A 7,185-nucleotide genomic window follows, 5' to 3' on the forward strand; every position below is an offset into this window, starting at 1 on the left:
CGACAGTTGGGATCATCTGCTCACCTTCATGCTGGAAGGTCTAGAGCTAGACATCCCGCCCAATACCAGTTGAATCGTCATACTGAGAATTGCTGGGATGTTCAAGTTCCGGTTGCAGTCGCATCAGGTCAACGACATTGACCACGCGGATGTTCAAATCGGGCAACTGCTCCCGCATCATCGAAACAGCCGCCAGGGTTTCTAGGGTGGGCACATCGCCACAGCAGGCCATCACCACATCGGGTTCGCCGTCGCTGCTGGCCCAGTCCCAAATGCCAATGCCTGCGGTGCAATGGCTAACCGCTTCGTCCATCGTCAGCCATTGCGGGGCGGAATATTTACCTGCAATCACCACGTTGACGTAATGGCGGCTACGCAGACAGTGATCCCAAACCGACAGCAGGCAGTTGGCGTCGGGCGGCAGGTAGACGCGCACCACCGAGGCTTTTTTATTGACAACGTGATCGATAAACCCTGGGTCTTGGTGGGTGAATCCGTTGTGCATTTGCTGCCAGACATGGGACGCCAGCAGGTAATTTAAGGAGGCGATCGGTCGTCGCCAGGGCAGCTCTGCCGTCACCTTCAGCCACTTGGCGTGCTGGTTAAACATCGAGTCGATGATATGGATGAACGCCTCGTAGCAGTTGAACAGGCCATGTCGCCCCGTGAGCAGGTAGCCTTCCAGCCAGCCCTCGCACTGGTGCTCACTCAACATTTCTATCACCCGACCATCCAGAGCAAGAAACTCATCGTTATCTTGGGTTTGGGCATCCCATTGGCGATCGGTGACCTCAAACACCGACCCCAAGCGATTGGAGAGGGTTTCGTCAGGGCCAAAAATTCTGAAATTACGCTGCTCCTGGTTAAGTTTGACCACGTCTCGCAGGAATACGCCCAGTTCGTGCGCGTCGGCAGCCTTAACCGAGCCGGGAGTAGGCACGTCCACGGCGTAGTCCCGAAAGTCTGGCATGACCAGATCGCGCAGCAGCAGGCCGCCGTTGGTGTGGGGGTTGGCTCCCATGCGGCGATCGCCCTTGGGAGCAAGTTCTGCCAGTTCCGGTTTCAACCGTCCCGATTCGTCGAACAGTTCCTCCGGTCGGTAGCTGCGCAGCCAGTCTTCTAACAGGGTCAGATGTTCGGGATGCGATCGCGGATCGGAGAGCGGCACCTGATGCGCCCGGAATGTGCCTTCGATTTGCACGCCATCCACCCATTTTGGCCCCGTCCAGCCCTTGGGCGATCGCAGCACAATCATCGGCCAGCGCGGGCGTTTGGTCTTCTCTAAGGTGCGAGCTTCATGCTGGATGCGTTGGATCTCCTCAATCACCTGATCGAGTGTCGCCGCCATGGCTTCATGCATCAGATCAGGATCATCGCCCTCGACGTAATAGGGTATCCAGCCGTTGCCGCGTAGAAATTGATCCAACTCTTCCGGCTCAATGCGGGCCAGGATGGTCGGGTTGGCAATTTTATAGCCGTTCAGATGCAGGATCGGCAGCACCGCACCATCGGTGGCAGGGTTGAGAAACTTGTTGGACTGCCAGGACGTGGCTAGTGGCCCGGTTTCCGCCTCGCCATCACCGACAACACAGGCCACGATCAGATCAGGATTATCGAACACCGCCCCAAACGAATGGCTGAGGGAATAGCCCAACTCGCCGCCTTCGTGAATCGATCCGGGGCACTCCGGCGAGGCATGGCTGGGAATGCCGCCGGGAAACGAAAATTGCAGAAAGAGCTTTTGCAGTCCAGCCTCATCCTGACTAATGTCGGGATAGATCTCGCTATAGGTGCCCTCCAGATAGGTGTTAGCGACGACCGCCGGGCCACCATGGCCGGGGCCAGAGACATAGATCATGTCGAGGTCATATTTTTTAATCACCCGGTTCAGATGCACATAGATAAAATTCTGCCCCGGTGTCGTGCCCCAGTGTCCCAGGAGCATGGACTTGATATCTGCAATTGTGAGCGGACGTTTGAGCAACGGATTGTCGAAAAGATAAATCTGCCCCACGGAGAGATAGTTGGCAGCCCGCCAGTAGGCATCTATTGTGTGAAGCAGGTCTGGAGCAAGTGTTTGTGTTGTCATGGTTGAAGTCCTGCTTTTCTATGTTCACTAGAGGGTCGTGCTGTCAATCAAGGCTTTTGGCGATCGCGAAGAAGCCGCACCACCTTATCCGCGATTGAGCCTTCCTAACGGATCAACCTGTTAATAGACTGTGGATAGTTAGCTGTTCGACCCTACTCCGCCAGTAAACTTTTCAACATCCACGCTGTTTTCTCATGCACCTGCATGCGTTGGGTCAGTAAGTCTGCGGTCGGCTCATCGTGCGATCGCTCCAGTACAATGAAGAGCGATCGCGCGGTACGGACAACGGCTTCCTGATCTTCTATTAACTTGCGGATCATATCTTCAGCACTCGGTACACCCTCTTCTTCCTTGATTGAAGAAAGCCTAGCAAATTCCCCATAGGTGCCCGGAGCCGGAAAGCCTAGTATTCTTATGCGTTCAGCGATCAGGTCTACGGCCAAAGCTAGTTCAATATACTGCTCTTCAAACATCAGATGCAGCGTCCGAAACATGGGGCCAGTCACGTTCCAGTGGAAGTTGTGGGTCTTCAAATACAGCGTATACGTATCTGCCAGCAGGTGAGAAAGACCTTGGACAATCTCGCGGCGATTTTGTTCTTCAATACCGATATGGATAGGCATGGTCTGCATAGTATGAGTCTCCTAAGCGTTGGGTCGAGTTGAGTGAGCTAAAGTGTCCATCTGGATAAAATTGAGCTATCGATGTTGTCAACGTAGTTGCTTGGCTGAGTAAGACATGAAGACTTACTTATCCAGCACCATTTGAGGTCATCTGGCTGACAATTTTTTGTACAATTTGCACCCCGGTTGTGGCTTGCCAGCCAAACAGTCCCAGCAGAATCAGATTCAAGGAAACATGGACACTGCGCACCCAGTTATGCTGCTTCATAAAAGGAACCAGCGCCGCAGAGGTGGTCACCAAACCGACTATTCCTAACCCCGCAAACAAGTGGGGCCCAATGACAATCTTGCCGCTGTTGATATAGGTCACGGTGATGCCGCCGATCGCCCCCATGACAATCAGGGCCAAAAAGATGGAGCCAATTTGATGGTGACGAATCGCAAACCGACCCTTGATCAGCTCCTTCTTAGGCTCTCCCTCTGCCAGTCTTGTCCGCCGAACCTGTACTCCCAGGTATAGGGTGTAGAGTGCCAGGGCCAGCAAAATCCACATCATAACGGGGTGAAAAAAGCTGAGATAGGGTTTAAGTGCCGCTAGATTTTCCAAATTCATGATGCTTATTCCTAGAGTGTTTATGTATCTTGAATTAATTTATTACGGCATTACTCTTGGCTAGGTAGGGATTATGGTTGATCCGTGAGCGATCGCCATTCTTCAACCACATCCGGAGAAACATTCAGGATAATCTTTGATTGGTCGAGGGTTGGAAGGACGAGCCGCAATGGAATCGCCGATTCTAACTGCATCAGGATCGGCTGCAAATTATACTCTCCGGCATCTGTCCCCACTTGGGCTTGATCCATGAACATATCTTGGGAGACATCTGCAGCAGTGAAGGTTTTCCCCATCGAGTCGATGAGGGTGAGTGGCTGTGAATGATCGATATTTGCGGTTCCTGGAAACCCAACAAGACGCAAATACATCGTGGCGACGTGCTCAGGATGAGTCCGTTTGAAGGCGATCGCTTGCCAACTGTTGCCCTGTTGATCCTTGAGCGTTTGGCGAGACTGGTAAACCTCCGACTGGTAGACCTTCTGCCCCGGCGCTTCTTCTAGCTGGCGCGTGATTGCTTGGGCTGGAGCGATCGCCAAATTCATCATCAACACCCCAGCTAATATCCCAAGTATGAATGTTGATCCGATAAAACGTAGAATAGTTATCATGTTTACTACTCCTTGACTGAATTGGTAGTGGTGTTAATTGGTAGCATTTTGAATGGCACGTTGGATATCATCGGGAATAAAAACGGCATACATACCGCGCAGGTCGCCCACGTTAAAGTTGTAGGCCAAATCTTGAGGGTAGCCATCTTTGACAAACTGCGGACGGCGATCTTTCAACCCATGGCAGGCAAGGCAACTGGCTTCTACATCAATGCGTCGGTAGTAGCGTATTCCTGGCTGTTTATCCACGGTTTCTTGATCCCAAAAACCAATCAGTTCTGGCTCTTGGTTGAATTTTACCAGCGCCATCTGGTCGTGCAAGTTGCCTGGGGCATGGTCTGGGTTGCGATAGTTCTTCGCGACTTGCTTAACCTGCCAGCCATGCTCTTGGCTCAGCTGCATGGCCCGCATCCCTACCGGGCGGCAGACGTCTTTCATGGTTTGCATCGTCGGTACTTCAGTGCTCCCTTCCAGGGAAGAGGCTAACCTAGAGCGCATGGCATCCAGCGATTCAATCTCTTGAACGACCTGCACCAGCTCATTGGGGTTAGAGATGATGGGAGCAGCGGAGGCAGGAGCCGGATACCAGCCGATCAGCAACAGGCTGACACTCATCATCAGACCAAGGCTCAGAACGAACTGGAATAACGTCTGCATCGGGGCTTTCTCCTGAGATAAACTTGATCTGATATACCCTAAATCAAGCCTGGGCCTTTGTGTCGCCAATCATGTTCCGTAGTCAGTTTGCCGTCCTCATCTTCAGATAACTCTTGCAATTCATGGACACGTTCTGTCGCATCTTGGGCGACTTGCTCACGCAGATCTCCGGGCACCTCGACGTACATTTCTGGCTCAATCCCGTAGTTATTGATCAACCCTTCTCTGTCTACGGTGTAGCCATCTGTGGTGTGGCTCGATTCACCATTCGGCTCATCATGGGGAGTGTGGCCAAAACCCTTACCTTCTCGATGCTGGCGGGCAGCAGATTCAGCCGGGATGAGGTGCGCGTCATATTGCGGAATAGAGTCTTGAGATTCATGTTTGGTAGTCATTGCTGTAGTCCTGCTTAATAGTGGTGGCGCTGGGATACTAACAGGAGATAAGTTTCAGAAAACTTTTATTTCAAAGCTTTCGATACCTCGAACCGGTCGATGACTTGTTGAGAGACCAGTGCCCATTGTCTCAGTTGTTAATGCAATCTACAGTGGTTAGTCAAGCCTGGTCAGTCTCCTGTGTTTGATCGAAGCAATCCCTGACATTTGCTTCTAGACATTTCACAGCTTCACGGTCTTGATTTATCAAGTTTTTCCCATCAGGCTGATAGTTAGGATTATCAATAGACTTAATCGGAATTAGGAAAAGCAATCAATTCTTAGACCGAAACCGATCGATCTTATGGTTACTACATCCATTTGGATGTCGAGCAACTAATTACCGATAAGGTCTAATGCTTTCAAGAATTGCCTCTTGAGTATTAGCATCAAACTGCTTGGCTTTTTCAGCAGCCTGGGTTTTGAGATCGCCGGTCATATTACCAATCTCTTCCTGGTATTTACCTTCAATCGTCTTAGCCGTTGCTTTAGCCTGATCCATAGTTGCTACTGAAGCATAGAGCTGGTCATGACTGGGTGAAACCAAAGAGTTAGCCCAACCTTAATGAGGGCTTGGCTCCCTATCAACCAATAGAGAGGGGGGCAAGAAAAAGGATTGGCTCTTTAAGCAGGCTTCAGTCAATTATCTTTTTGATCTCCTTCTTTATATTTTCGACCGTATGCCGAACCTTTGCCTCTGCTTGCTTTGCTTTGCCCTCTGCCTGAGTATTAGGGTCTCCCGTTAGATTCCCCACAGCTTCTTGGACGTTGCCTTCAATATTTTTGGCTGTTGCCTTGGCTCTATCTTCTACGCTCATGACCTATTCCTCAACTGAAACTGATGAAAGAATTACTTGAGCTGGATTCAAATTTTATGCTGACAGATGATGGGTTGTTTCTTTGTATGATTTGGGTAAATTGATTGAGTTTGATATTAAACGTAACAGAACAGATTAGTTATAGAGCTTTAATTGAGACGTGAGCCAGTCTTAAGGGCCAACGCCTAATTGCCTCACTGGACGATCACCAATCCTCTTCTCTCTGAAAGCTTTACACAGCAAAGACTTAGCAAGTTTGATCAAGCTCATTTTCTTTCATTTAACATTCTATGACCAATTAGCTATACCATGAAACCAAAGTTGCAAACTTCAAGCTAAGAGCCTAGAGAATCGCTGCTATATGACCAGGCTAGGCTCTCAAGCAATTACTCAGGACTGGAGACTATCGCTATGAAAACGAATGTTGGTACCTTTGATCGCCTGATCCGCCTACTGTCGGCTTCGATGTTGTTTTATTTGGGACTGTTCCTCTACAGCGGCTCTGCCTTGGGTATCGGGCTAGTGGTTGCGGGTGGTGTCTTGATGGTTACATCGCTGGTCGGCTTTTGCGGTCTTTATCGTCTCCTGGGAATTCATACCAGCTAGGCCAAGCAACTTTAAGGAAATTCACTCATCAATACTTAGGGCTTGCTGAAAAAAGAGCAACAAACTGTAAGGAATAGTTTCGTGGACGATCGCCCTCTGATAAAGTGCAAAGAGATCACGTGAAAGACCGCAAAACCCTTGCACCTTAGCTCGCCATGTATCGTCGTTCTAGCCCCGGACAACTATCCTTCCAAGATTTTTATCTGCCCTTCGGTGGACACCTTTCCGGCGATAATCGTTGGGTCAAACTCGCCGGGTTCATCCCCTGGGACGACCTTAAAGACCACTACGCCAAGCAACTTGATGCCAAGCAAGGCACCCCCGCCAAATCCTTTCGCGTTGCCCTCGGTTCGCTGACCATCCAACAACGCCTCGGCACTAGCGACCGTGAAACCGTCGAACAGATCCGAGAGAACCCCTACTTGCAATACTTCCTAGGCTTCTCAGACTATCGAGATAGCCCACCCTTCGATGCCTCCAGCCTCGTCCATTTCCGCAAACGATTGAACCTCGATATCCTCAACGCCATCAACGATACGATTGCGCAACAGGCAATGGCTGAAATGCCCGCCTCTGAATCAACATCAACATCGACATCAGCCCCTGAGCGCGATAACGATGACGATGACGAACCACCCTGTCAGGTGACAATTATCTTGGGCTCTTCCCAGCTTTTGGTGATGCTTAATGCCGTTCCTCTGGGTTTGTTCTACACCGCCATGATGAATCGCTTG

10 protein-coding genes are annotated in these 7,185 nt (G+C 50.5%); 2 read left to right on the top strand and 8 right to left on the bottom strand.

The features are described 5' to 3' along the window. Nucleotides 1-46: 46 nt before the first annotated feature. From JUJ53_RS00935 to JUJ53_RS00970, 8 genes are all read right to left on the bottom strand, one after another. A complete protein-coding gene (locus JUJ53_RS00935; RefSeq protein WP_239124682.1) occupies nt 47-2,089 on the bottom strand; it encodes a phosphoketolase family protein in 2,043 nt (680 codons plus the stop codon). 152 nt (nt 2,090-2,241) lie between these two features. After that, a complete protein-coding gene (locus tag JUJ53_RS00940) occupies nt 2,242-2,712 on the bottom strand; it encodes a Dps family protein (RefSeq protein WP_343327869.1) in 471 nt (156 codons plus the stop codon). A gap of 127 nt (nt 2,713-2,839) precedes the next feature. Further along, the gene (locus JUJ53_RS00945) at nt 2,840-3,325 is read right to left on the bottom strand and encodes a DUF4079 domain-containing protein (protein ID WP_204150112.1); all 486 of its coding nucleotides are present in this window, start codon (nt 3,323-3,325) and stop codon (nt 2,840-2,842) included. A 71-nt stretch (nt 3,326-3,396) separates the two neighbouring features. Continuing rightward, nucleotides 3,397-3,936: a DUF3122 domain-containing protein gene (locus JUJ53_RS00950; RefSeq protein WP_204150113.1), complete on the bottom strand. Its 540-nt coding sequence runs from the start codon at nt 3,934-3,936 to the stop codon at nt 3,397-3,399. Nucleotides 3,937-3,969: 33 nt separating this feature from the next. Further along, the gene (locus JUJ53_RS00955; protein ID WP_204150114.1) at nt 3,970-4,593 is read right to left on the bottom strand and encodes a DUF3365 domain-containing protein; all 624 of its coding nucleotides are present in this window, start codon (nt 4,591-4,593) and stop codon (nt 3,970-3,972) included. 38 nt (nt 4,594-4,631) lie between these two features. Further along, a complete protein-coding gene (locus JUJ53_RS00960) occupies nt 4,632-4,988 on the bottom strand; it encodes a hypothetical protein (protein ID WP_204150115.1) in 357 nt (118 codons plus the stop codon). A gap of 379 nt (nt 4,989-5,367) precedes the next feature. Further along, nucleotides 5,368-5,529, bottom strand: coding sequence for a CsbD family protein (locus tag JUJ53_RS00965; protein WP_204150116.1), 162 nt, complete (start codon nt 5,527-5,529; stop codon nt 5,368-5,370). A 133-nt stretch (nt 5,530-5,662) separates the two neighbouring features. Then, nucleotides 5,663-5,845: a CsbD family protein gene (locus tag JUJ53_RS00970; RefSeq protein WP_204150117.1), complete on the bottom strand. Its 183-nt coding sequence runs from the start codon at nt 5,843-5,845 to the stop codon at nt 5,663-5,665. 411 nt (nt 5,846-6,256) lie between these two features. Here JUJ53_RS00970 and JUJ53_RS00975 point away from each other — a divergent pair, with 411 nt between their 5' ends. Both JUJ53_RS00975 and JUJ53_RS00980 read left to right on the top strand, forming a co-directional pair. Beyond that, the gene (locus JUJ53_RS00975; RefSeq protein ID WP_204150118.1) at nt 6,257-6,451 is read left to right on the top strand and encodes a DUF2892 domain-containing protein; all 195 of its coding nucleotides are present in this window, start codon (nt 6,257-6,259) and stop codon (nt 6,449-6,451) included. Nucleotides 6,452-6,606: 155 nt separating this feature from the next. Next, nucleotides 6,607-7,185, top strand: a 579-nt coding sequence (locus JUJ53_RS00980) for a transposase (RefSeq protein ID WP_204150119.1), incomplete at its 3' end; no start/stop codon positions are given.

The organism is Leptolyngbya sp. CCY15150, assembly GCF_016888135.1.
Classification (GTDB): Bacteria; Cyanobacteriota; Cyanobacteriia; order RECH01; family RECH01; genus RECH01.